General features: G+C 29.2%; 26 protein-coding genes and 1 pseudogene. 13 read left to right on the forward strand and 14 right to left on the reverse strand.

Annotated elements, in window-relative coordinates:
• Window position 1: 1 nt before the first annotated feature.
• Genes hisF through hisB form a run of 4 tightly spaced genes read right to left on the reverse strand, consistent with a single transcriptional unit; the run spans window position 2 to window position 2,694 of the window.
• Window positions 2-757, reverse strand: coding sequence for an imidazole glycerol phosphate synthase subunit HisF (gene hisF / locus ABXT52_RS06885; protein WP_415271812.1), 756 nt, complete (start codon window positions 755-757; stop codon window positions 2-4).
• Window positions 750-1,469 (reverse strand): 1-(5-phosphoribosyl)-5-[(5-phosphoribosylamino)methylideneamino]imidazole-4-carboxamide isomerase, encoded by a 720-nt coding sequence (gene hisA / locus ABXT52_RS06890; RefSeq protein ID WP_415271813.1) that lies wholly within the window; start codon window positions 1,467-1,469, stop codon window positions 750-752. The genes hisF and hisA overlap by 8 nt, the downstream gene beginning before the upstream one ends.
• Before the next feature lie 2 nt (window positions 1,470-1,471).
• Window positions 1,472-2,098 carry an imidazole glycerol phosphate synthase subunit HisH gene (hisH, locus tag ABXT52_RS06895; protein ID WP_415271814.1) on the reverse strand — a complete coding sequence of 209 codons (627 nt, stop codon included), beginning with the start codon at window positions 2,096-2,098 and terminating at the stop codon, window positions 1,472-1,474.
• Between the two features lie 5 nt (window positions 2,099-2,103).
• Entirely contained in the window at window positions 2,104-2,694 is a 591-nt protein-coding gene (gene hisB / locus ABXT52_RS06900) for an imidazoleglycerol-phosphate dehydratase HisB (RefSeq protein ID WP_415271815.1), read from the reverse strand.
• A gap of 91 nt (window positions 2,695-2,785) precedes the next feature.
• Here hisB and hslV point away from each other — a divergent pair, with 91 nt between their 5' ends.
• Window positions 2,786-3,301 carry an ATP-dependent protease subunit HslV gene (gene hslV, locus ABXT52_RS06905; RefSeq protein ID WP_415271816.1) on the forward strand — a complete coding sequence of 172 codons (516 nt, stop codon included), beginning with the start codon at window positions 2,786-2,788 and terminating at the stop codon, window positions 3,299-3,301.
• Window positions 3,301-4,668 carry an ATP-dependent protease ATPase subunit HslU gene (hslU, locus tag ABXT52_RS06910; protein WP_415271817.1) on the forward strand — a complete coding sequence of 456 codons (1,368 nt, stop codon included), beginning with the start codon at window positions 3,301-3,303 and terminating at the stop codon, window positions 4,666-4,668. The genes hslV and hslU overlap by 1 nt, the downstream gene beginning before the upstream one ends.
• Here the strand turns inward: hslU and ABXT52_RS06915 are convergent.
• The 3 genes from ABXT52_RS06915 to ABXT52_RS06925 are packed head-to-tail and all read right to left on the reverse strand — an operon-like array spanning window position 4,658 to window position 5,774.
• Complete coding sequence (locus ABXT52_RS06915; RefSeq protein ID WP_415272533.1) at window positions 4,658-4,963, reverse strand: Smr/MutS family protein; 306 nt, start codon at window positions 4,961-4,963, stop codon at window positions 4,658-4,660. The two genes, hslU and ABXT52_RS06915, sit on opposite strands and share 11 nt — an antisense overlap.
• The gene (locus ABXT52_RS06920; protein WP_415271818.1) at window positions 4,938-5,180 is read right to left on the reverse strand and encodes a hypothetical protein; all 243 of its coding nucleotides are present in this window, start codon (window positions 5,178-5,180) and stop codon (window positions 4,938-4,940) included. The genes ABXT52_RS06915 and ABXT52_RS06920 overlap by 26 nt, the downstream gene beginning before the upstream one ends.
• Window positions 5,181-5,774 carry a Tim44/TimA family putative adaptor protein gene (locus ABXT52_RS06925; RefSeq protein ID WP_415271819.1) on the reverse strand — a complete coding sequence of 198 codons (594 nt, stop codon included), beginning with the start codon at window positions 5,772-5,774 and terminating at the stop codon, window positions 5,181-5,183.
• A gap of 58 nt (window positions 5,775-5,832) precedes the next feature.
• Between ABXT52_RS06925 and ABXT52_RS06930 the strand changes: the two genes are divergently transcribed.
• The gene (locus ABXT52_RS06930; RefSeq protein WP_415271820.1) at window positions 5,833-6,255 is read left to right on the forward strand and encodes an FxsA family protein; all 423 of its coding nucleotides are present in this window, start codon (window positions 5,833-5,835) and stop codon (window positions 6,253-6,255) included.
• Window positions 6,239-6,661 (forward strand): protein-export chaperone SecB, encoded by a 423-nt coding sequence (locus ABXT52_RS06935; RefSeq protein ID WP_415271821.1) that lies wholly within the window; start codon window positions 6,239-6,241, stop codon window positions 6,659-6,661. The genes ABXT52_RS06930 and ABXT52_RS06935 overlap by 17 nt, the downstream gene beginning before the upstream one ends.
• Here the strand turns inward: ABXT52_RS06935 and dnaQ are convergent.
• From dnaQ to ABXT52_RS06965, 6 genes are read right to left on the reverse strand one after another with little or no spacing between them, the layout of a single operon-like run.
• On the reverse strand, window positions 6,654-7,325 hold the full coding sequence (gene dnaQ / locus ABXT52_RS06940) for a DNA polymerase III subunit epsilon (protein ID WP_415271822.1): 672 nt from the start codon (window positions 7,323-7,325) through the stop codon (window positions 6,654-6,656). The two genes, ABXT52_RS06935 and dnaQ, sit on opposite strands and share 8 nt — an antisense overlap.
• A 1-nt stretch (window position 7,326) precedes the next feature.
• Complete coding sequence (locus ABXT52_RS06945) at window positions 7,327-7,587, reverse strand: dephospho-CoA kinase (RefSeq protein WP_415272534.1); 261 nt, start codon at window positions 7,585-7,587, stop codon at window positions 7,327-7,329.
• Between the two features lie 16 nt (window positions 7,588-7,603).
• Window positions 7,604-7,897 (reverse strand): dephospho-CoA kinase, encoded by a 294-nt coding sequence (locus ABXT52_RS06950; protein WP_415271823.1) that lies wholly within the window; start codon window positions 7,895-7,897, stop codon window positions 7,604-7,606.
• A complete protein-coding gene (aroE, locus tag ABXT52_RS06955; RefSeq protein WP_415271824.1) occupies window positions 7,894-8,691 on the reverse strand; it encodes a shikimate dehydrogenase in 798 nt (265 codons plus the stop codon). The genes ABXT52_RS06950 and aroE overlap by 4 nt, the downstream gene beginning before the upstream one ends.
• Window positions 8,688-9,275 carry a Maf family protein gene (locus ABXT52_RS06960; protein WP_415271825.1) on the reverse strand — a complete coding sequence of 196 codons (588 nt, stop codon included), beginning with the start codon at window positions 9,273-9,275 and terminating at the stop codon, window positions 8,688-8,690. The genes aroE and ABXT52_RS06960 overlap by 4 nt, the downstream gene beginning before the upstream one ends.
• Window positions 9,268-10,092: a pyruvate, water dikinase regulatory protein gene (locus ABXT52_RS06965; protein WP_415271826.1), complete on the reverse strand. Its 825-nt coding sequence runs from the start codon at window positions 10,090-10,092 to the stop codon at window positions 9,268-9,270. Before ABXT52_RS06965 ends, ABXT52_RS06960 begins: the two co-directional genes overlap by 8 nt.
• Window positions 10,093-10,375: 283 nt before the next feature.
• Between ABXT52_RS06965 and hemE the strand changes: the two genes are divergently transcribed.
• The 9 genes and pseudogenes from hemE to ABXT52_RS07010 all read left to right on the forward strand — a co-directional run bounded on the left by hemE (window position 10,376) and on the right by ABXT52_RS07010 (window position 19,983).
• A complete protein-coding gene (gene hemE, locus ABXT52_RS06970) occupies window positions 10,376-11,377 on the forward strand; it encodes a uroporphyrinogen decarboxylase (protein ID WP_415271827.1) in 1,002 nt (333 codons plus the stop codon).
• A complete protein-coding gene (gene hemH, locus ABXT52_RS06975) occupies window positions 11,378-12,412 on the forward strand; it encodes a ferrochelatase (RefSeq protein WP_415271828.1) in 1,035 nt (344 codons plus the stop codon).
• On the forward strand, window positions 12,405-12,839 hold the full coding sequence (gene hemJ / locus ABXT52_RS06980; protein WP_415271829.1) for a protoporphyrinogen oxidase HemJ: 435 nt from the start codon (window positions 12,405-12,407) through the stop codon (window positions 12,837-12,839). The genes hemH and hemJ overlap by 8 nt, the downstream gene beginning before the upstream one ends.
• Before the next feature lie 64 nt (window positions 12,840-12,903).
• Window positions 12,904-14,172 carry a transcription termination factor Rho gene (gene rho, locus ABXT52_RS06985; RefSeq protein WP_006997560.1) on the forward strand — a complete coding sequence of 423 codons (1,269 nt, stop codon included), beginning with the start codon at window positions 12,904-12,906 and terminating at the stop codon, window positions 14,170-14,172.
• A 64-nt stretch (window positions 14,173-14,236) separates the two neighbouring features.
• Window positions 14,237-15,568: a tRNA uridine-5-carboxymethylaminomethyl(34) synthesis GTPase MnmE gene (gene mnmE / locus ABXT52_RS06990; protein ID WP_415271830.1), complete on the forward strand. Its 1,332-nt coding sequence runs from the start codon at window positions 14,237-14,239 to the stop codon at window positions 15,566-15,568.
• A gap of 251 nt (window positions 15,569-15,819) precedes the next feature.
• Window positions 15,820-17,692: pseudogene (gene mnmG / locus ABXT52_RS06995) on the forward strand (tRNA uridine-5-carboxymethylaminomethyl(34) synthesis enzyme MnmG).
• Window positions 17,692-18,333 (forward strand): 16S rRNA (guanine(527)-N(7))-methyltransferase RsmG, encoded by a 642-nt coding sequence (locus ABXT52_RS07000; RefSeq protein ID WP_415271831.1) that lies wholly within the window; start codon window positions 17,692-17,694, stop codon window positions 18,331-18,333. Before mnmG ends, ABXT52_RS07000 begins: the two are co-directional and overlap by 1 nt.
• A gap of 8 nt (window positions 18,334-18,341) precedes the next feature.
• A complete protein-coding gene (locus tag ABXT52_RS07005; protein WP_415271832.1) occupies window positions 18,342-19,142 on the forward strand; it encodes a ParA family protein in 801 nt (266 codons plus the stop codon).
• The gene (locus ABXT52_RS07010; RefSeq protein WP_415271833.1) at window positions 19,135-19,983 is read left to right on the forward strand and encodes a ParB/RepB/Spo0J family partition protein; all 849 of its coding nucleotides are present in this window, start codon (window positions 19,135-19,137) and stop codon (window positions 19,981-19,983) included. The genes ABXT52_RS07005 and ABXT52_RS07010 overlap by 8 nt, the downstream gene beginning before the upstream one ends.
• On the opposite strand, the gene holA is transcribed toward ABXT52_RS07010, so the two are convergent.
• Entirely contained in the window at window positions 19,973-20,962 is a 990-nt protein-coding gene (holA, locus tag ABXT52_RS07015; protein WP_415271834.1) for a DNA polymerase III subunit delta, read from the reverse strand. The two genes, ABXT52_RS07010 and holA, sit on opposite strands and share 11 nt — an antisense overlap.

The raw sequence follows: 20,962 nt of genomic DNA on the forward strand, positions 1-20,962 counted from the left end.
TCTAAATCCTAACGGGAATTCCTTTTGAATTCAAATATTGTTTGGCTTCATTAATGGAGTGTGTTCCATAATGAAAAATTGAAGCAGCTAGAACAGCACTAGCATTACCTAATTTTATACCATCTAATAGGTGATCCAAGTTACCTACTCCACCTGAAGCAATCACAGGTATATTAACTGTTGAAGATATTTTAAACATTAAGTCATTATCATAGCCAATTTGAGTACCGTCTCTATCCATAGAGGTAACCAGTAATTCTCCTGCTCCATTATCTTCCATTTTTTTTGCAAATTCTATTGCATCTAGATTTGTTTTGTTTCTACCACCGTGGGTAAAAATCTCCCATTTATTGCCATTTTTTTTAGCATCTATTGCAACAACAATGCATTGTGATCCAAAATTTTTTGAACTTTCAATTATCATTTCAGGGTTTTGAACTGCAGCAGTATTGATTGAAACTTTATCTGCTCCACAATTTAATAATTTATTAATATCTCCAATTCCCCTAACCCCACCACCAACCGTTAAGGGCACAAAGCATTTTTTAGATGTTCTTTCAACCACGTCATAAATTGTGTCTCTATTTTCATTGGAAGCTGTAATATCTAAAAAACAAATTTCATCAGCACCACCATCACTATAAATTTTAGCTTGTTCAACTGGGTCTCCAGCATCCTTTAAATCTACAAAGTTAATTCCTTTAACAACTCTCCCATTTTTAACGTCCAAACAGGGTATAATTCTATTTTTAAGCATCTAATTCTCTCACTAATTCGTCTAATTTAATATCACCATCATATATAGCTTTACCAACTATTATTCCTTCAATATTTTTTAAACTTTTTGCTTTTTTAATATCATCAATTGAAGACACCCCTCCTGAAATAATCACTGGGCAATTAGATACATCTGCAATATTAGTAGTTTCTTCAAAATTAGGACTTTGTTTCATGCCATCTCTATTTATGTCTGTATAAATTAACCTGCTAGCTCCATAATCATTTACTTCTTTTAAAAAATCTAAAGTCAATTGATTGGTGTTTTCCTTCCATCCTGAAACTGACAAATATCCATCTTTTGCATCTAGACCTAAGGCAATTTTATTTGGGAATTTCTGACATGCTTCTTTTAAAAAATTTTTATCTTTTATAGCTGCACTTCCTAAAATAACTTTCTCAACTCCTACATCTGCATATTTTTGAATACTATCAATGGTTCTGACACCTCCTCCTACTTCAATTCTTAAATCAAATTTACTAACTATTTCTTTAATTATGCCCAAATTCACTGTCTCTCCAGTTAGAGCGCCATCTAAATCCACAATGTGTAAATTTTTAAAACCATGATCTTTATATTTGCCTGCTTGATCAACTGGTGATGTTTCATATTCAGTTTTATTGTTAAAGTCCCCTTTAATTAATCTTACACATTTCTTATCTTTAATATCTATGGCTGGAAATATTTTCATGTTTATAAATTAAAAAAATTTTCTATAATTTTAAGTCCTAATTTATCACTTTTTTCGGGGTGAAATTGGGTTCCAAAGATATTTTCTTTTTCAACCGAACAAACAATATTTGAGGAATAATCTGTTGTTGCAGAAATTACACTTTTGTCATCTGGAACAAATTCATAGCTATGTACAAAATACATGTGTGATTTATTTTCTATATCCTTAAAAATCTTACTTTCTTTAATGATATTAATTTCGTTCCATCCAATATGTGGAAGTTTAAATTTATTATTTTGATTATCAATTTTTAAGACTTTTCCCGAAATCCAACCAAGTCCTTTTGTTTCATTTTCTTCATAACCAAGGTCTGCAAACATCTGTAAACCAACACAAATTCCAAGAAGAGGTTTTTTATTAACTATTGCAAACTCATTAAGTGTCTCTACTAAGCCATTTATACTGTTTAATGAATCGGCACAGCTCTTAAACGATCCCTGTCCCGGCAAGACTACTTTATCACTTGATTTAATCTTATTTAAGTTCGAAGTCACCTCAATATTAACTTTATCTTTAGCGACTTCTTTAAAGGAATTTATTACAGAGCTGATATTTCCTGAATTATAATCAACGATTGTGACATTCATTAAACTTATAATGAGCCTTTAGTTGATGGAATGCTTTTCTTATTTCTAGGGTCTATCTCTAAAGCAGTTCTTAATGACCTTGCTAGAGCCTTAAAACAAGACTCGATTATATGATGACTATTATCTCCATAAATATTTTCCATGTGCAAAGTTATTCCTGCTGATTGAGAAAATGCCTGGAACCATTCTTTAAAAAGTTCTGTGTCCATCTCTCCCAGTCTTTCCACTTTTAATTTAACTTTCCATATTAAATAAGGTCTATTCGAAACATCAATTGCAACTCTTGTTAATGTTTCATCCATTGGAATCATTGCATGAGAGTATCTTTTAATTCCTTTAAAATCTTTTAGTGCTTTTTTTAAAGCCTCACCTATCGCTATTCCAGTATCTTCTGTTGTGTGGTGAAGATCTATATGAGTATCTCCTTTTGCTTTAACTTTTAAGTCAATCAATGAGTGCTTTGATAATTGTTCAAGCATATGATCTAAAAAACCTATTCCAGTATCAATTTTATATTGACCTTTACCATCAATATTAACTTCAACATTGATACTAGTTTCTTTTGTCTTTCTGGAAACTTTTCCTATTCTGCTCATAATATATAATATGTATATAGGGATTAATTAACTATATCAATATTTGCAATCTACTACTTGAAGAATAAAAATTAATATCCATTTATAACTCATGACTACAATAGTGCTTATTAGAAAAAACAATGAAGTAGTGGTTGCAGGAGATGGCCAAGTTAGTATGGGTAATACTGTTATAAAAAGTACCGCTGCAAAAGTTAGAAAAATTGAAAAAAGAAATGTAATAGCTGGATTTGCTGGATCAACAGCAGATGCATTAACTTTATTTGAAAGACTAGAAGCAAAACTTGAAAAACATGCTGGAAATCTTCCAAGAGCAGCTGTCGAGTTAGCAAAAGATTGGCGAACTGACAAATATTTAAGAAGACTGGAAGCTTTAATGGCTATTGGCGATAAAAAAAATAGCTTTATAATTTCAGGAACTGGTGATGTGTTAGAGCCAGAGGGTGATGCCATAGGTATTGGATCGGGTGGAAATTATGCTTTGGCTGCTGCTAAAGTTTTATTAGATACAGATTTGAGTGCTGAAGAAGTTGCGAGAAAAGCGATTCAAGTTGCGTCTGAAATTTGTGTTTTCACTAATAATAATATTAAAATTGAAAAAATTTAATGAAGGATACAAACGTTACATCTTTTCCAAAAGAAAAAACTGAAAAGAAAGATAACTCTTTAGTCAGTTCTTTGTCACCTAGAGAAATAGTATCTGAATTAGACAGATATGTTGTTGGACAAAATAAAGCTAAAAAAGCTGTTGCCATTGCTTTAAGGAATAGATGGAGAAGACAAGCTTTAAAAGGTGAAATGAAAGACGAAGTTTTACCTAAAAATATTTTAATGATCGGGCCAACAGGGGTTGGTAAAACAGAAATTTCTAGAAGATTATCAAAATTAGCTGAAGCTCCTTTTGTGAAGGTGGAGGCTACAAGATTTACTGAGGTTGGGTATGTTGGAAGAGATGTAGAACAAATTATAAGAGATCTACTTGAAATCGCAATTGCGATGGAGAAAGTAAAGAAAAGAAAAGAAGTTCATGCAAAAGCGCAAAAATTAGCAGAAGAAAAAGTTTTAGATGCTCTAGTTGGAAATAAAGCAAGCCTTGCTACTAGAGAAAGTTTTAGAAAAAGATTAAGAGATGGCAATTTAGATGACAATGAAATTGAAATTGCAGTAAATGATAGTGGCTCTCAAGCTGCTTTTGAGATTCCTGGAATGCCCGGAGCAAACATTGGAATGATAAATATTGGAGAGATGATTGGAAAATCTGTTGGGAATAAACAAAAAAAGAAAAAAATGACCGTCAAAGAATCTCATGAAATTTTAATTAATGATGAAGCTGACAAGTTAATAGAAGAAGATAAAATTATAAAATCAGCAAAAGATTCAACAGAAAACAATGGAATAGTTTTTTTAGATGAAATAGATAAAATTTCAGGGAGAACAGATAGATCTGGTGGAGATGTTTCTAGAGAAGGAGTACAAAGAGATCTGCTTCCTCTAATTGAAGGAACAACAGTTAGCACGAAGTACGGTGCAATTAAAACTGATCATATTTTATTTATTGCTTCTGGCGCATTCCAGCTTGCAAAACCTTCAGACCTATTACCAGAATTACAAGGTAGATTACCAATAAGAGTTGAACTTGAAGCTTTAACTAGCGATGACTTTAAGAGAATCCTTAAAGAACCAGACTATAGTTTAATTAAACAATATATCGCCCTTTTAAAAACAGAGAATGTTGAACTAGAATTTTCTGATGACGGTATTGATGCGATTGCTAATATGGCTTCAGAAGTAAATAATACAGTAGAAAATATCGGTGCAAGAAGACTACACACTATTATCGAAAGAATTTTAGATGATATTAGTTTTACAGCAACAGATAGAGCTGGTGAAAAAATTATAATAGATTCCGATTATGTTAAACAAAATCTAGATGAACTTGTTAAGGATACAGATTTATCTAAATTTATTCTTTAAATTTATTCTTATTTTTAAGATAGATATAAAAAGCACCACTACCACCATCTTCAATCTTAGCGTCTGTAATCTCAATAATGAATTGTGTTAAATTTTTATTTTTTTCAATAAATTCTGGAACTGAATATTTTAGTATACTCAAATCTTTTGAAAGGTAGGGGTTTTCAACATTTTTAGACCTAAGTCCTTTGCCTGTAATCACTATTATTTTAGTAACGTTTTCATCAAAACATTTTTGGATGAATTGTTCTATGGCCTTATTTGCTTCTTCAATCGTGTAACCATGAAGATCTATTTTTTTTTATCCTCTCATATCTTATATTTTTTTTATGAGCAAAATCTTTATTAGGAATTTTTTCTTTGTCATTTAAAAAATCTTCCCAGTCCTGTTTGTCTTTGTCTGGATTATTTAGATTTTTTTTTTTTATAGAATTTTTGTTAAGGTTTTTTTTTTTGTTATTTAGGAAATTTTCCCAATCTTCTTTATCTTTGTCTGTTATCTTCTTAATCAATTAAGTAATAGTATCAATTAATAGCCAATTTGGATTTGATGATTTAATATTTTTTGAGAAAACCCAAGTATCATAAACAGTTTTTATTTTCTCGCTATCTCCTGACACAATCTTTTTATCTTTATCTTTTATACATGTTATGATTTCACTAACGAAATCTACCGTAACCTCTAAACTGTCTTCAATTTTTTTATGAGTTTTAATCACAGCTGACTTAATCCCTATAAAAGTAATTTCTGCAAAATGACCTTTACTGGCTCTATCTTCAAGTGCTTCTTTAAATTGATCATAAATTTTTTTACCTAAAAGTGGCTTGCTTGCTATTAACTTATTATCACTATCACTAAAATCTGTAATAATTGTTTCATAAGCGATTTTTGCGCCTTTTAAAAATTCTTTTTGTGACACTTCATCAAAATTTTCACTAACTGGCTTTGGGGCTATATTTATTTTCTGAAACTCTTTTTCAAATTTGGTTGGAATTTTTCCTTCAAAACCGGTTTTTTTACCAAGTATTCCTCTTAGACGAAGAAAGATAAACCCAGCAATCATTGCTAAAAGAATAATATCTATGTATTCAAAACTATAATTCATATTTTAATATTATTTACTATGTTGATTAATTACAACTAGCAATTTAGACTAAGGACAAATGAACACGTTTTTATTATTACTAATTGGCATTCCTATTATTGAGATTTATTTGTTTATCAAACTGGGTTCTCAAATTGGAGCCTTTAACACAATTTTACTCATCTTTATCACGGCCTTTTTTGGCATTATCTACGCCAGATATGAAGGTTTTAACACTCTAAAGTCAGGAATGGCTCAAATGGTAAAGAATGAACTGCCAGTTTATGAGATTATTTCAGGTGCAGCCTTAGCTTTTGCAGCACTATTGTTAATTTTACCTGGTTTTGCAACAGACTTCTTGGGTTTATTAATAATATTTCCTCCAACAAGAAAATTGATATTCAAAAAAGTATCAATTAAACAAAAGCCCGTGAACAAAAAACAAGATTTTATTAATGGCGAATTTGAAGATATAGAAGATGAAAATGACAGAAAACTTTAAAATATTAGCAGAATTTATAAAGGATATATCCAGCGAAACACCCAATATTCAAAGCTATATATATGTAAAAAAAAATATCTCAAAATATCAACTAAATATAGATATTAATTCAAAGCCTTTAAAAAATAAAATGATTGAAGTCAATACAACATTAAAATTTGAGGATAAAGAATATAATGAAACAAAATCATATTTTGAAATAATATATGCCTCTGTAGTTAAAATTGATGAGTCGGTTAAAGATAAAAAAGAACTAGAAAAAATTATATTGTGTGATGTTCAAAATAAAATTTATCCTAATCTTGAAAAAGCATTTTTAAATTTACTTCATAACTCAGGATATCCAGAAATAAAGCTTGATAAGAAAATTAATTTTACAGAACTATATAAGCAAAAATCTAACTAAAAAAATTTTTCTTTAAACTTCCTTTTAGATACTCCTTATGTAACCTAAGTTCTTCCTCTGATGGTCTGATAACTTTTTTATAATATTGATTAACACCATTAGGTCTTATTATTGTTTTTTCATTTTCTTCATTTTTAAAGTTTAACATGGGCTCTTTTTGATCTAAAAGATTGATATACACTTTAGCTAATAAATCGCAGTCAATGAGAGCTGTGTGTTGAGTCCGCTTTGAATTGTCTACTCTGTATCTTTTACACAAAGCATCGAGGCTTATTGGAGAGCCTGGAAACTTATCTCTTGCTAAAGCAAGTGTGTCTACGACACTATCTTTGTTTAATTTTTCCTTACCAAGTAATGCTAATTCGTTGTTTAAATGAGATAAGTCAAATTCAGCGTTGTGAATTACAAGTCTCTTGTTTTCTATAAAATTTAAAAACTCATCCACTATTTCTGCAAACTTTTTTTGAGTAGATAAAAATTCATCTGTATAACCGTGAACTTCTAGTGCTTTTTCAGAGACCTTTCTTTCGGGATTAAGATAACAGTGAAATCTATTTTTAGTTGGTATTAAATTTTCTAACTCAATACACCCTATTTCTACAATCCTATGTCCATCTCTAACAGATAGTCCTGTTGTTTCTGTATCTAGTATTACTTCTTTCATCTTATATAATTTCTTTTAGTACTTTTTTTACTCTTATCTTAACAAGATTATTAGTAAAATTATTTTTAATAATATGATTGGCTTTTTTTTTCTTATAACTAAGTGGTAGCTGAATTTTTTTAAATTGATTATATAAATTTAAGTTAAAGTTATCTCTCATTTTTAGTCTTTTCATAATCTCACTTTTTTTTGACTGAATAAATACTATTATATCATTTTTCTGGTTTAATTTATTTTCTACTAAAAGAGGAATGTCTAAAATTACGACTTTACTTTTTTTATTTTTTTTTTAGAAAAAAAGATAATTTCTTTCTAACTTCTGGGTGGATGATTTTTGTAATTTTTTTTAAGTTTTTTTCACTATCCTCTATTGCTTTTATAATTTGTATTTTATTTGCTGGGAATACTGAAAAATATTTAGGTAAAATTTTTTTTAATCTTTTAAAGCAGTTTTTGTTTTTTTTATAAATGTTTGCCACTTCTTGATCAGCATTAAAAACTGGATAACCAAAAAGTTTGGCAATATAACTTTTTCCAGAACCTATATCTCCTACCACTGCAATTTTAATCATACATCTAAAAGATTAATTGTTTCTTTGTCTATTTCTGGAACAACTTTATGCCAGATAGAAAAGGCTTTTTGAGCTTGATAAATAAACATCATTTTACCATTTTTTGTTATTCCACCACACTTTTTTGCGTTTTTTAAAAAATTGGTTTCTGGTGGGTTATAAATTACATCATAAAAAAATCTATCTTTGCTAATTTGTTCATAATTTATATTAATTTCATCTTTTTCTTTTAATCCAATACTTGTTGCGTTTATGATTATATCAAAATCTAAAGTTTCTCCCCATTTAATTATTTCAATTTCTGGAAAATTTTTCTTTAACTCTATTGTTTTTAACTCTGTTCGATTACTCAAATAAATTTTTTTAATTTGCATTTTTTTGAGTGCAATAATAATTGAAGGGACAACTCCTCCTGCCCCAAGTATTAAAGCTTTTTTATTTTTAGTTTCAAGTTCTGTTTTTTCTAAACTAAGTTTAAAGCCTTCAATGTCAGTATTTTCACCTATAATTTTATTATCTTTTTTATAGATTGTATTTACTGATTGAGAAATTTCTGCTTCCTCACTTAACTCATCTAAAAAAGGTATAACTATCTTTTTAAATGGTACTGTTATATTTATTCCATGGATTTTTTCCACTCTTATATTATAAATTAAATCTTCTATTTCACTATTGTTTAAAAGTTTTTTTTCATAAACCGCACCAATTTTATATTTTTTGATCCAATAATTGTGCAGTTTTGGTGAAAGACTATGATCAATTGGATTTCCTATAACTAAAAATTTTTTTTTCATTCTATAATATTAAGATATTCTTTAATTTTTTTAACTGGAAGGCCCATGATCGTATCTTCATCCCCTTCTATTTTTGAAAATAAATTTCTTCCTTCTCCTTCAATTTGATAAACATTATAAGCATAGAGGTCATCATCGGAAATTTTTTTCAGATAATTCTCTAGTTCAAAAAAAGTCATATTTTTCATGGTTAATGAGGCTTTATCGGTGTAATTCCATATCATCGACCCACCTCTTGATATACATACCGAGCTTATCAGTTGATGAGTTTTTCCGTTCATCTTTTTTAATATTTCCAGTGCCTCTGCTCTATTGTTTGGCTTTGATATTATTTCTCCTTCTAAATCTATTACGCTATCTGCCCCAAGCACTATTTTCTCTATAAGCTTTTGGCTAATTTTATTAGCTTTTAATTCTGCTAGGTTTTTTGAAATAATTGTTGGAGTTGCTTTTTCTTTTAACAAGCTTTCTTTAACGCTATCCTCATCCACATTGGATGGTTCTATTTTACACTGGATATTGTTTTTCTCTAGAATTTTTTTTCTCACACCACTTTTAGATGCAAGTATAATTTCTTTAACCATTATTTTTATTTATTTCATATATCTTAATTATCGATGCTGCAGTTTCTTCTACTGATTTTCTTGTAACATCAATTATTGGCCACCTGTACTTGGTAAATGTTTTTTTGGCTTCGTTGATTTCTTTTTCTATCTTACTGATGTTTGTATAATTCGTGTTTTCTTTTTCTTTAAGAGCGTTCATTCTGTTTTTTCTAATATCAACTAATCGCTGAGGTTCGGTTGTTAAACCAACTACACAAGAAAGTTTTGGATTCTTTTTTAAGCTTTCTGGTATTGATTGCTCGTTTACTAGAGGAATATTTAGAGTTTTATATCCTCTGTTAGCAAGATAAATTGATGTTGGTGTTTTGCTTGTTCTGCTTACCCCTAATAATATCAAATCTGCTTTATCGATATCTTCAACAAGGTTTCCATCATCGTGGGCCATGGTAAATTGGATGGCTTCAATTCTTTCATAATATTCTTCGTTCAAAGCATGTTGTCCACTTGGAACGTGAGATGCCTTTTGATTTAAAAGTTTAGAAAAGTTCATTATTAGGTTTCCTAAAACGCTAAAGCATGGAATTTTTTTTTCATCTCCTTTGTTTGCTAAAAACTTTGCAAGTGAGGTGTCAACGATTGTGTATAAAATTATTGCGTTGTCATTTTTCTTTGCTTCCACCATTATTTTAGAAATTTGATTTTCTGTTCTTGTAAAAAAATAAGACTTAACATCATATTTTATATTTTTGAATTGAGCTTTAATTGCCAGAAAAACTCTATCCAGTGTTTCACCTGTAGAATCAGAAATAAGGTATATTTGATATGTATTACTCATCAATAAAATGTTGATAATTAAGTATTATTTTTATCATTTTTTAAAATAATCATATTTATTATTTTTCTTTGTAAAAACTCACTTTTATAAACATTAATAAACATGTTAAATATTAATATACATTTTATCTAACAATATTAAATAAACCTTAGATTTAAGACTATATAGTATTTCTATAAATTATTAATTGTTGATAAATCATGTATAAAAACTGTAAAACAATTAATTACCATTATTCACATACTATATAACTAATACTATAATTAAATATTTACTTATTATTATGACACCTATCCAAGAAACCATAATAAACAAAAAAACAACTAATTCTCCAATATGGCTAATGAGGCAAGCAGGTAGATATTTACCAGAATTTAGGGAAATTAGAAAATTAAATACAAATTTTATAAACTTATGTTTAAATGAAAACTTATCTTCAAAAATAACTCTACAGCCTCTTAAAAGATTTGATCTAGATGCTGCTATAATTTTTTCAGATATTTTAATGGTTCCGTATGGATTAAATCAAGAGGTAAAATTTGAAAAAAATTTTGGGCCAAAGTTAGGTTCTTTAGAACTAAAAAGCATATCCAAAGTTGATGAAATTGATTTTATAGAAAAATTATATCCAGTTTATAAATCAATTAAAAAAGTTAGCGAAGATAGTTTAATAAAAAATAAAAATTTAATAGGGTTTGTTGGCGCGCCGTGGACACTGTTAGTTTATATGATTAATAAATGTTCTCCAAAAAAAGAACTAATAAAAGATTTTTTTAAAGATGAATTTTTAATAAATAGAATTTTGATAATTTTAGAAAAGTTTTTAAAACTACATATTGATCAACAAATAAAAAATGGTGCAACAGTAATTCAAATTTTTGACAGTTGGGCTGGCCTGTTAAAAGAAAAAGACTTACCAAATTATGTTTATATTCCAACTCTAAACTTGGTTGATTATGTCAAATCACTAAATATTCCTGTAATTTGTTTTCCAAGAGGAATAAAAAATTATAAAAATTATTGCGATATCGTTAAACCTGATGCGATTAATATTGACTATGATATTGATCCTGTTTCAATATGTAAGGAAATAAAAATACCAGTTCAAGGAGGCCTTGATCCTAAAATTTTATTAACAGACAAAGAAAATTTGAAAAAAGAAACTTTAAAATATTTAAACATCTTTAAAGATCATCCTTACATATTTAATTTGGGTCATGGTGTGTTACCCAAAACTAATCCTGATATGGTTGAATACTTGGTCAAAACAGTAAAAGATTATTAAATGAAAAAAGCAGTAATTTTATTCAACCTTGGTGGTCCTGATAAAATTGAAAATGTAGAACCATTTTTATTCAACTTATTCAATGATCCAGCAATTTTAAATTTACCAACTATATTGAGATATCCTTTGGCAAAATTGATATCTAATAGAAGAGCGCCCGTTGCTAAAAAAATTTATGAAGAGCTTGGTGGTTCATCACCGATATTAAAATTAACCAAGGAACAATCAGGGGCACTTGAAACAAAATTAAACCAAACCGAAGCTGACAATAAATATAAATGTTTTATTGTAATGAGGTGTTGGAACCCAAGGGCAAATGATGTAATTAAAGATGTTCAGCTATTTAATCCCGAAGAAGTTATTTTAATGCCTCTTTATCCACAATATTCTGCTGCAACTTCTGGGTCTTCAATTAAAGAATGGAAAGATGTATGTAAAAAAAATAACTACCAAGTTAAAACAAGCACAATTTGTTGTTACCCCACAGACCAAAATTTTATCAACGCCCACACAAAAGAGATAACAAAAAAAATTAACGACCTTAAAAATTTTAAATTAATATTTTCTGCCCATGGTTTACCAGAAAAAAACATTAAAAAGGGAGACCCATATCAATGGCAAGTGGAACAATCTGTTAAAAAAATAGTTGAGAATTTGAATATTAAAAATTTGGATTGGATATTGAGCTATCAAAGTAGAGTTGGCCCACTGAAGTGGATAGGACCATCCACCGAAGATATAATTATTGAAAATTCTAAAATTGGCAAACATATCGTTTTAGTTCCTATCGCATTTGTTTCTGAACACTCAGAAACACTGGTCGAATTAGATATAGAGTATAAAGAGATTGCAGATGCTAATGGATGCAAAAATTATACACGTGTTCCAGCTCTTGGCACAAACGAAAATTTTATTAAGGCTATGTCAGAATTGATAATAAAAAAAAATGAATATAAGCTTAGTGAAAACCTTTATCCTCCGAAAATCCAGTGTCCCTCAAATTTTAAAAAGTGTCCTTGTTTAAATTATGAATAGTTATCTTTTATTTAAAAGCCTCCACTTGATAGCTGTGATTTCTTGGATGGCAGGGCTTTTGTATTTACCAAGAATTTTTGTTTATCATGTTGAGAATATTGATCATAAAATTTCATCTTCAATATTTAAAACAATGGAGAGAAAATTATTTTATTTCATCATGATGCCCGCAATGATCTTGTCTTGGATTTTTGGATTAATATTAATCTCTGTTATTGGTTTTGAGGCCCTCTTAACACTTTGGTTAAAACTAAAATTAATATTAATAATTTTACTAACAATTTATCATTTCTATTTAGGGAAATTACTTAATGAATTTAAACTAGATCAAAACACTAAATCTTCTAAGTTTTTTAGAATAATTAATGAAGTGCCAACAATATTGCTTATTTTTGTTGTTTTTATTGTTATATTTAAACCCATCTAACCTTGAAATACTCGTAAGAGTATATATATTTAATCCATCTAATAAATTCTAACCCCCCCCATTCATGAATATACAAGAACTAAAACTAAAATCGTCTGAACAATTAATAGCACAAGCAGAAAAGCTAGGAATTGAAAATGCCAGCACACTTAGAAAACAAGAAATTTTGTTTGCTATATTAAAAAAAGTTGCAGAAAAGGAAGAAATAACTGGAGCTGGAGTTTTACAATTATTACAAGATGGATTTGGTTTCTTAAGAGCGATGGAGTCAAACTATTTAGCTGGACCAGACGATATTTATGTGAGTCCAAGTCAGATTAGAAAATTTGGTTTGAGAACAGGAGACACAGTCGAGGGTCCTGTTAGAGCACCTAAAGAAGGAGAAAGATATTTTGCATTATTGCAAGTAGAGAAAATAAATTTTGAAGAACCAGAGAAAGCTCGTCACAAAATTGCGTTTGATAATTTAACTCCACTCTACCCAAATAAACAAATGGTGATGGAAGTTGAGACAACCAAGATTGAAAAAAAACCAGATTTAACTCCAAGATTAATTGATCTCGTAAGTCCAATTGGAAAAGGTCAAAGATCAATAATTATCTCACCTCCCAAAGCTGGTAAGACAATGATTTTACAAAGCATTGCAAACTCAATTGCTAAAAACTATCCAGAAAGCTACTTGATGGTTTTATTAATTGATGAAAGACCAGAAGAAGTAACTGACATGAAAAGAACAGTTAAGGGTGAGGTTATCAGCTCTACTTTTGATGAGCCTGCTTCAAGACACGTTGCTGTAGCTGAGATGGTAATTGAAAAAGCTAAAAGGCTAACTGAGCATAAAAAGGATGTGGTAATTTTATTAGATTCAATCACACGATTGGGTAGAGCTTATAATGCAGTAATTCCAAGTTCTGGAAAAGTATTAACAGGTGGAGTTGACGCTAACGCACTTCAAAGACCAAAAAGATTTTTTGGTGCCGCAAGAAATATTGAAGAAGGTGGATCGTTAACAATCATCTCAACAGCTTTGATTGATACTGGATCAAGAATGGATGAGGTTATTTTTGAAGAATTTAAAGGAACTGGAAATAGCGAAACAGTTCTGGATAGAAAAATTGCTGAAAGAAGAATTTATCCAGCAATCGACATAACTAAATCTGGGACAAGGAGAGAAGAATTACTTTTTGATAAAGACGACCTTTCAAAAATGAATGTGCTAAGAAGAATTATTAGTCCAATGGGAACTATGGATGCTATTGAATTTATTAATTCTAAACTTAAAGAAACAAAAAGTAATGCAGATTTCTTTAGCTCAATGAATAAACCAGCTTAGTAAAAACTTCTACCAATTAATTTAAAGTTTTACAGAACTACAAAATTGAAGCTATAATATTAGCATGACAATTTATGCCCTTTCCACTGGCCCAGGAATTTCAGGAATAGCTATTGTTAGAGTTTCTGGAGAGGACACAAAAAAAGTAATAAAACTATTAACCAATACAACACTTCCAGAACCAAGAGTTGCCACATTAAGAAAAATCAATAAAATCAACACTTCTGAGCTTATTGATGAGGGTATAATATTGTGGTTTCCTGGCCCTGAGAGCTACACAGGCGAGGATATGGTCGAATTTCATATACATGGTAGCAAAGCAGTGATTGATGCCTTACACGACTCAATCTCAAAGGTTGAAAATTGTCGTCTAGCCGAAGCAGGTGAATTTACAAAACTCGCATTTCAAAATGGCAAAATAAATTTGCTGAAAGTAGAGAGTATTGCAGATTTAATATCGGCGGAAACTGAAATTCAAAGACAGCAAGCAATAAAAATTATGAATGGGAAATCTGCAGATAAATTTAATAATTTAAGAGAAAAACTTTTAAAAATTTTATCACACGTTGAAGCAAAAATAGATTTTCCAGATGAAGATCTATCTGAAAATATTTTAAAAAATATTAAAGAAATTTCCAATGAGGTAATTTTAAACATAAAAAAAATTTTAGATGATCAGAAAGTTGGTGAAAGAATTCGAGAAGGTTTTAAGATAGCAATCATAGGACCAACCAATGCTGGAAAATCTAGCTTACTAAATCACCTTTCAAATCGAGACGCAGCAATCGTTTCAGAAATAGCCGGAACAACAAGAGATGTAATCGAGACACATTTAAATATTAATGGTTATCCAGTTGTGGTTTCTGACACTGCAGGAATTAGAGACTCTAAAAATGAAATTGAAAAAAAAGGAATAAAATTAGCGCTTAAAAAAGCTGAAAATGCTGACTTAAAACTTATTGTTATAGATGGTAAAAGCACTGATTTTAAAGGAGTTTTGAAAGAACTAATGGATGAAAATGCAATTCTTGTAATAAATAAATCTGATCTTTTAAAAGGAGATTTAAGTTCAGAAATAAAAGATTTTGAGCATGTTTTAATATCAGTAAAAAACAATCTAAATTTAGAAGATTTAATTTTAAAAATTAAAAATAAATTAAAAAATAAATTTATCACAAGTGAAGATATTTTAATTACTCGTGAAAGACACAGGCAACATCTTGAACAAAGTTTAAATTATTTGAAAAACTTTGAAGAAAAAAATGAAGCAGAAGATTTTGATAAAGCCGCAGAAGATCTTCGTTTAGCAACACGACATTTAGGAATGATTGTCGGAAAAGTAGATGTTGAAGAGATATTAGGAAGTATCTTTAATGATTTTTGTATTGGAAAATAAATAATACTATCAGTAAAACTGGTTTTTTTCTTAAATAAGCTAATATTATCAACATATTTTATTTTTAATTAAAACTTGCTTTTTATAAGAGTTTTTGACTAATTTTGGCTACTTATCGTTGATAAATATAGCTTAATTAATAAATTTATAGACATTTTTAACGTTTTTTAAGATCAAAAATATATTTAAAATAATTTAATTAGTTTCGTCTCTCATCTTGTAAAAAATTTGATCAGCTATAAATTTAAATTATGAAAAATAATCTGTCATTTGATGTGGTTATAATTGGAGGAGGACATGCTGGTTGTGAAGCTGCTGCAGCGTCTGCACGTCTTGGAGTTAACACTGCTCTATTCACACACAAAATTGAGACCATAGGAGAGATGTCTTGTAACCCAGCGATAGGTGGTCTTGGTAAAGGTCATCTTGTTAGAGAGATAGATGCTTTAGACGGTGTGATGGGTGAGGTTGCAGATAAATCTGGAATACAATTTAGATTATTAAATAGAAGTAGAGGGCCCGCCGTTCAAGGCCCTAGAACTCAATCAGACAGATCGTTATATCGTAAATATATGCAAGAAAAACTGTTAAACTACTGTAATTTAACAGTTTTATCAGATCCTGTAATAAGATTTATTTTTAATAAAAACACTGTAAGTGGTTTTGAAACAACGTCAGGTAAAAAAATTAATTGTGCCAAGCTAATCTTAACAACCGGAACATTCTTGAATGGTTTGATACATATTGGTGATGAGAAAACACCAGCTGGAAGGTTTGATGAGAAGCCTTCAACAGGGCTAAGTGAGCAACTTGAAAAATATGATTTTAAAATAGGAAGACTTAAGACAGGGACACCTCCAAGACTTGATGCTAGAACAATTAAGTTTGATAATTTAGAAGAACAGTTTGCAGATGATGATCCTTATTTTTTTTCTTTCTTAACTAAAAAAAATTTAAACAAACAAGTTTCATGCCGGATGACCTATACGAATGAAAAGGTTCATCAGATAATTCAAAAAAATTTAAAAAGAAGTGCCATGTACTCAGGTAGTATAAAGGGGGTTGGTCCAAGGTATTGTCCTTCAATAGAGGATAAGATAGTAAAGTTTGCAGATAAGGACAGACACCAGATATATTTAGAGCCTGAAGGGCTAAATGACCACACAATATATCCAAATGGAATATCTACCTCACTTCCAGAGGATGTTCAGCAAGAAATATGCAACAATATCAGTGGTTTAGAAACTGTTAAAATAATTAGACCAGGTTATGCGATAGAATATGACTATATTGACCCCAGAGAACTCTTTTTAACTCTTGAGACCAAAAAAATTCAAAATTTATACCTTGCTGGACAGATAAATGGGACAACCGGATATGAAGAAGCTGCTGCTCAAGGTTTAATAGCTGGAATTAATGCTGCTTTATCTTTTAAGAAAGAAGAGCCATTTATTTTGGATAGATCAGATGCCTATATTGGAGTTATGATTGACGATTTAGTAACAAAGGGTGTTGCTGAACCTTACAGAATGTTTACCTCAAGAGCTGAATATAGGCTAAGTTTAAGAGCAGATAATGCTGACGAAAGGTTAACAAATAAAGGAATTAGAGTTGGATTAATATCAAAAGAAAGAGAAGATTTCTTTAAAGATAAAGAAAAAAAAATTGGAGACAATATCTAAAATAATGTCCGAATCGTTTATCTCTCCAACCAAAATAAAAAAATTTGACATTAAAATTGCAAAAGATGGCATTTTAAGAAAATCTAATGAAATATTAACCCAAAAAGGTGTTGATATGAAAAAAATAAGAGAAATTTGGCCTGAAATTCCTTTTTTTGATAAAAAAATAGATGAACAAATTGAAATTAATGCTCATTACAGAGGCTATCTTAAAAAACAAAAAGCAGATATATTAGCATTTAAAAGAGACGAAAATCTAATTATACCCGAGAAAGTTAATTATGATGATCTTTCTGGGCTATCAAATGAAGTTAAAGCTAAATTTAAACAAATAAAACCAAAAACTATGGGGCAAGCACTAAGAATTGATGGAATAACTCCAGCCGCTGTATATATTTTGTTGTCACATGTAAAAAGAAAGTCTATTAAGCTTATAGCTTAATGGAAGAAATTTTTAAAAAATATCCACTATTAAAAGACCAAAATGTTCCACGTGAAACATTTATTGATTTTGAAAAATTTGTTTCAATGTTACAGCAAAGAAATGATGAAATTAATATAATAAGCAAAGAAACTGCTAAAAATGAGGTAATTAGAGAGCGTCATATAGTTGATTCAGCACAAATAATTGAATTTATTAATTTAAATAGCAATATAATAACAGATATAGGATCAGGTGGTGGTATGCCAGGCATAATTATTTCAATTATGATCAAAAATAAGAAAAATCCTAATAAAGTTCATTTATATGAAAAAAGTCACCATAAAAGTTCTTTTTTAAGAAAAGTATCTAGAGATTTAAAATTAAATACCGAAGTTATGCAAGAAAATATTTTTGAAGTACAAAATTTAGAGTCAGGTACAATAATGGCAAGAGCTTTTAAACCTTTACCAACAATTTTAGATTTAGTTTATAAAAATTTTAGTATTTACAAAAATTTAATTGTTTTCATGGGAAAAAATGGTGAAAAAGTTTTAGAAGAAACTTTAATAAATTGGGATTTTGATTTTGAAAAGAAAAAAAGCATTACAAGTAAAGATTCATTTTTATTGAATATAAAAAATATTAAAAAAAAACATTAAAAAACTAAATGCAAATTATTTCTGTGATAAATCAAAAGGGTGGGGTTGGAAAAACAACAACTGTAATTAATCTTGCTGCAGGTTTAGCCCAACTTGAGAAAAAAGTTTTAGTAATCGACCTTGATCCACAAGGAAATGCTACCACAGGACTTGGACTATCCAATTTAGAAAATTCGACTGATACTATTTATGGAGTACTGAATGGATCAAAGCCAATTTCTGATGTGATAAGAAAAACAGAGTTCAAAAATTTAGATATGATTACTTCAAATGTAGATTTATCTGGCCTTGAGGTCGAAACAGCTGATGACAACATGAGAGCCTTCATTTTAAAACGTGAATTAACCGCTTACTTAAACAATTCTAGAGGAACCTATGATTATGTACTTATAGACTGTCCACCATCACTAAGTTTGCTTACAGTTATGGCTTTAGTGTCTTCACACTCATTGCTAGTGCCACTTCAGGCTGAATTTTTCGCTTTAGAAGGATTAACTCAGCTAATGAAAACTATAGAAAGAATAAAAGTTAATTTAAATCCTGAATTAAAAATTAGAGGAATACTTCTAACAATGTTTGACAAAAGAAACAAGCTATCTACACAAGTAGAAAAAGAAGCAAGAGATTACTTTAATAAAAAAGTTTATCTAACGGTGATACCAAGAAACGTCAGACTGTCGGAGGCCCCATCACACGGCATGCCAGTTCTAATTTATGATAAATCATGTCCTGGTAGTAAATCATATTTTAGCTTTACAGATGAATTTATTAATCAAGAACAAATAAAGGGGGCACAGCATAATGGATAAAAATAAAATAAAGAAAGGATTAGGCAGAGGACTATCATCATTGATAGGTGAAACAAAAAATGAAATAGATTTTAATAAATTATCTGTAAGTGACTTAGTTAGTAATAGGTTCCAACCTCGAAAAAATTTTGATGAAAATAATTTGCAAGATTTAACAAATTCCATAAAAGAAAGAGGAATTATTCAACCAATAATAGTTAGAAAATCATCTGAAAATATCTCTAAGTATGAAATAATTGCTGGTGAGAGAAGATGGTTAGCTGCTCAAAAAGCAGGTCTTCATGAAGTACCCGTTGTAATAACAGATGCAGACGATTTAAAATCATTAGAATTTGCTATTATTGAAAATGTTCAAAGAAATGATCTTAACGCAATAGAAGAAGCTCACGGTTATCAAAGACTTATCCAAGAATTTTCTTATGATCAGGAAAAAGTGGCCGAGTTTATTGGAAAAAGTAGAAGCCACATAACTAATTCTTTAAGACTATTAACGCTACCGGATGCCGTATTAAAGTTAATCGAAACAAAAAAAATAACTGCAGGCCATGCTAAAATTTTAGTTGGTTTAGATAATGCAGAGTTTGTCGCAAAAAAAATAATTGAGAAGAATCTTTCTGTTAGACAAGCAGAAAATTTTGTAAAAATTTTCAAAATAAAAAAACAATCTCTTAAAGGATCTCGAGATATTAACTTACAATCACTAGAAATTTCAATTAGAGAAAAGATTGGACTTAATGTTTTAATTAAAAATAAAAAAAATAATTCAGGATCAATTGTGTTTGAATACAAGGATCTTGATCAATTAAATAAAATAATTGAGATTGTGAAATCTAATTATTAATCGAAGAAGTTTTGTCAATTATAAAATTTGATAAGATATTAATTGAATTGTGGGGGAATTTTTTAATCAATAATTCAATTTCATTAATTTCATAAATTAAAACCTCAGCCTGATTATAGGACCAGCTACTAATCTGTTGTTTTACAATCTCTTTATCTTTCCAAAAAATTGGGGGTTTAAATGTAGTAATTACAGCATCTAAATTTTTGACTCTAAGTTGTTCTTTGCACAACTTTGCCAATCTTTTGGTTTTCATTAAAAACGTTCTAACAATTAGTACACAATCCTCTGGTGAGTAATTATTTTCATTTAATACATTAATAGTTTTTTTTTTATTTTTAGATAGGCAGCTATCTATTAGCTCAGAGACACTATAGTTTTCAGCTAAATTAGTAAGTTTAAGAATATCTTGTAATTCAACTTTATTTTTATTTTGAGAATAATTTTTAATTTTTTCAAGTTCACTGTTAAGATTTTGTCTGTCACCTCGGCATCTGCTCACTATCAAGTTTATTATTTGTTGTGAAATTGAGATCTTATTATCTCTAAAAAATTGACCCGATATTGAAGATAATGTTTGGTTATTATCTTCATAAAATGGAACACATACAGCAATTTTGCTTTTTTCAAAAAGTGATCTTAACTTTGATTTTTTTTCAAGAGAATTCGAATTTAGAATTAAAATTACTCCATCGACATTCTTTTCTATAATCTCTTCTACAAGTTCTTTTATTTTGTCTGTAGCCCTATCAACTAGAATTAATTTTTCATTCTCAAAAAATGATTTTGATAAAAGGTTTGTAAAAAACCTTTCTTTATTGTTTAAAATTTCATTTTCTTCATAGCGATAAATACCTTCAGTGTATTTTTTCTTAAATTCTTCGTTTATTACTTGGTTTTTGTAACCTTGGTTTTCACCATAAAACAAAAAAAAATTACTATCTTTTTTATTTTTGATTTCGAATGACTTAATAATCAT

The sequence above is a fragment of the Candidatus Pelagibacter sp. Uisw_121 genome (assembly GCF_047722545.1).
GTDB lineage: Bacteria > Pseudomonadota > Alphaproteobacteria > Pelagibacterales > Pelagibacteraceae > Pelagibacter.

Coding starts and splice junctions, on each gene's coding strand:
- hslV (WP_415271816.1), top strand. CDS start 2,786: ATGACTACAATAGTGCTTATTAGAAAAAACAATGAAGTAGTGGTTGCA.
- ABXT52_RS07010 (WP_415271833.1), top strand. CDS start 19,135: ATGGATAAAAATAAAATAAAGAAAGGATTAGGCAGAGGACTATCATCA.
- ABXT52_RS07000 (WP_415271831.1), top strand. CDS start 17,692: ATGGAAGAAATTTTTAAAAAATATCCACTATTAAAAGACCAAAATGTT.
- ABXT52_RS06960 (WP_415271825.1), bottom strand. CDS start 9,275: ATGGTTAAAGAAATTATACTTGCATCTAAAAGTGGTGTGAGAAAAAAA.
- ABXT52_RS06965 (WP_415271826.1), bottom strand. CDS start 10,092: ATGAGTAATACATATCAAATATACCTTATTTCTGATTCTACAGGTGAA.
- hisH (WP_415271814.1), bottom strand. CDS start 2,098: ATGAATGTCACAATCGTTGATTATAATTCAGGAAATATCAGCTCTGTA.
- mnmE (WP_415271830.1), top strand. CDS start 14,237: ATGACAATTTATGCCCTTTCCACTGGCCCAGGAATTTCAGGAATAGCT.
- ABXT52_RS06925 (WP_415271819.1), bottom strand. CDS start 5,774: ATGAATTATAGTTTTGAATACATAGATATTATTCTTTTAGCAATGATT.
- rho (WP_006997560.1), top strand. CDS start 12,904: ATGAATATACAAGAACTAAAACTAAAATCGTCTGAACAATTAATAGCA.
- hisB (WP_415271815.1), bottom strand. CDS start 2,694: ATGAGCAGAATAGGAAAAGTTTCCAGAAAGACAAAAGAAACTAGTATC.
- hisA (WP_415271813.1), bottom strand. CDS start 1,469: ATGAAAATATTTCCAGCCATAGATATTAAAGATAAGAAATGTGTAAGA.
- hemJ (WP_415271829.1), top strand. CDS start 12,405: ATGAATAGTTATCTTTTATTTAAAAGCCTCCACTTGATAGCTGTGATT.
- hslU (WP_415271817.1), top strand. CDS start 3,301: ATGAAGGATACAAACGTTACATCTTTTCCAAAAGAAAAAACTGAAAAG.
- dnaQ (WP_415271822.1), bottom strand. CDS start 7,325: ATGAAAGAAGTAATACTAGATACAGAAACAACAGGACTATCTGTTAGA.
- aroE (WP_415271824.1), bottom strand. CDS start 8,691: ATGAAAAAAAAATTTTTAGTTATAGGAAATCCAATTGATCATAGTCTT.
- ABXT52_RS06930 (WP_415271820.1), top strand. CDS start 5,833: ATGAACACGTTTTTATTATTACTAATTGGCATTCCTATTATTGAGATT.
- ABXT52_RS06935 (WP_415271821.1), top strand. CDS start 6,239: ATGACAGAAAACTTTAAAATATTAGCAGAATTTATAAAGGATATATCC.
- hemH (WP_415271828.1), top strand. CDS start 11,378: ATGAAAAAAGCAGTAATTTTATTCAACCTTGGTGGTCCTGATAAAATT.
- hisF (WP_415271812.1), bottom strand. CDS start 757: ATGCTTAAAAATAGAATTATACCCTGTTTGGACGTTAAAAATGGGAGA.
- ABXT52_RS06950 (WP_415271823.1), bottom strand. CDS start 7,897: ATGATTAAAATTGCAGTGGTAGGAGATATAGGTTCTGGAAAAAGTTAT.
- hemE (WP_415271827.1), top strand. CDS start 10,376: ATGACACCTATCCAAGAAACCATAATAAACAAAAAAACAACTAATTCT.
- ABXT52_RS07005 (WP_415271832.1), top strand. CDS start 18,342: ATGCAAATTATTTCTGTGATAAATCAAAAGGGTGGGGTTGGAAAAACA.
- holA (WP_415271834.1), bottom strand. CDS start 20,962: ATGATTATTAAGTCATTCGAAATCAAAAATAAAAAAGATAGTAATTTT.